2 protein-coding genes are annotated in these 2,166 nt (G+C 75.9%); both read left to right on the top strand.

Going from position 1 to position 2,166, the window contains the following annotated elements; translation table 11 throughout:
- Positions 1–87 precede the first annotated feature (87 nt).
- Positions 88–1,314 carry an FG-GAP repeat domain-containing protein gene (locus tag LPA27_RS19130; protein ID WP_228943573.1) on the top strand — a complete coding sequence of 409 codons (1,227 nt, stop codon included), beginning with the start codon at positions 88–90 and terminating at the stop codon, positions 1,312–1,314.
- Positions 1,311–2,166, top strand: an 856-nt coding sequence (locus LPA27_RS19125; RefSeq protein WP_228943571.1) for a serine/threonine-protein kinase, incomplete at its 3' end; no start/stop codon positions are given. The genes LPA27_RS19130 and LPA27_RS19125, both read left to right, overlap by 4 nt.

Raw genomic sequence — 2,166 nt, 5'->3', positions numbered from 1 at the left:
CCTCCACCACGCGCCGGCCCAGCTGCCCCGTCGCTCCGCGCACCACGATCGTCATCCCTGTCTCCTCCACACGTCGCCGCCCTCGCCGTGCTCGTCGCCGGCGGCACCGCCCTCGCGGTCACCACGCCGTGGTCCGACGACGGGTCGACCTCCTCCGCCACCGGCGCCGACGGGGACAGCGGCGACGGCGGCGACAGCGGCGACGGCGGCGACGGCGCGAGCGGGGCCGAGGCGACCGACCGGGCCAGCGCCGCCCCGGAGCCCCCGGAGGGTCCGATCGCCGGCGACATCGACGCCGACGGCCTGGGCGACGCCGTGTCGATCTACCCCGTCCAGCAGGGCGACATCTACAGCTTCTTCTCCACCAGCCTGCTCTCCGACGGCGAGCAGCTCGAGGCCCAGCCGGAGCGCGACTACGCCGTGGGCGCCCGCACCCTGCGCACCATCACGCTGGCCGACGTCGACGGCAACGGCCTCAGCGAGGTCGTCTCGGTCTACGTGCCGGCCGGGCGGGACCGGCGCATCTACGTCGCCGCCGGGCTCACCGACGGCGGCGAGTTCGGCTTCAACATCGACCGCCCCAGCGACGCCCGCAACGTCACCCCCTGGGCCGGCGACGTGGACGGCGACGGCCTCGACGACCTGCTCCTGCTGGCCTGGGAGCCCGACCGGCCCTACGAGTTCTTCGTCGCCCACGGCCAGGGCGAGGACGGCTTCGGCGAGGCCGAGCCACTCATGGAGGTCGACGGACCGGGCGAGGACCTCACCCCCACCGTGGAGGCCGGCGACTACGACGGCGACGGCCTGCTCGACGTGGTGGTCTCGACCAGCCCCGACCCGCTGGCCGACGACCCCGAGCAGGTCACCACCCTCTACCTCGGCACCGGCGACGGCTTCGACGAGGGCACGAGCAGCACCGGCGAGGACGGCTTCGACATCGCCGCGCTCGCGGGTGACGTCGACGCCGACGGCGACGAGGAGCTGGTGAGCGTGTCCGGCACCGGCGAGGACTACTTCGAGGTCTCCGTGCGCGGCCTCGGCGAGGAGGGTCTCGGCGAGCCGGTCGGCGCCGGGGTCATCGACTCCGTCACCGGCGACGGCGGCGACCTCCAGGCCCGCTTCACCCTCAGCGACGTCGACGGCGACGGCCGCGTCGACCTGCTCGCCGTGGGCCCGCAGGACGACCGCACCGCCAAGGTGCTGGTCGTGCGCTCCGACGGCGAGCGCTTCGGCGACACCGAGGAGTGGGCCAGCTGGAGCGCCGACCTCACCTACCGCCTCGAGCAGAGCGTGATGGGACAGACCGTCCCGTGACCGGGCCCGCGGGCGGCGCCGGATCCCTGCGCGTCGGCAGCACCCTGGGCGGCTACCGCATCGACGCCGTCGTCGGCGTGGGCGGCATGGGCCAGGTCTTCGCCGCCACCGACACCTCCCTGGGGCGACGCGTCGCGATCAAGGTCGTGCGCGGCGCCCTCGCCGACTCCCCCGCCTTCGCCGCCCGCTTCCAGCGCGAGGCGGCGGTGCTGGCGCGGCTCGACTCCCCGCACGTCATCGCCATCTACGAGCACGGCGAGCACGCCGGGTCGCCGTACCTCGTGACGCGGCTGGCCACCGGCGGCGACCTGGGCCGGCTCCTGGCCGTGCACGGCCCGCTGCGCCCCGAGCTGGCCGCCACCGTCGTCGCGCAGGTCTGCGACGCCCTCGTCGCGGCCCACGCGGTGGGCGTGGTGCACCGCGACGTGAAACCCGCCAACGTGCTGCTGCGCGACGACCGGCTCGACCGGCCCCACGTCTACCTGTGCGACTTCGGTGTCGCGCTCACCGAGTCGAGCGGCCTCACCTCCCCCGGCGCGGTCGCCGGCACCTGGAGCTACCTCGCCCCCGAGCTGACCCGGGGCGCCCCCGCCACCCCCGCCAGCGACGTCTACGCCGTGGGCTGCCTGCTCGTGGAGGCGCTGACCGGACGCCCGCCCTACGCCGGCAGCGACGTGCAGGTCGCGATGGCGCACGTCTCGGCCCCCGTGCCCCAGCTGCCGGAGGGCCACCCGGCCAAGGCCGCCTTCGACCCCGTGCTCGCCCGGGCGCTGGCCAAGGACCCCGCCGACCGCCACCCCGGGGCCGCCGCGCTGCGCGAGGACCTGCGCCGCCTCGGCGGGCACGAGCGCT

This window comes from Nocardioides sp. Leaf374 (assembly GCF_916862475.1).
GTDB lineage: Bacteria > Actinomycetota > Actinomycetes > Propionibacteriales > Nocardioidaceae > Nocardioides > Nocardioides kribbensis.
This window is presented reverse-complemented; position numbering and strand designations above follow the sequence as displayed.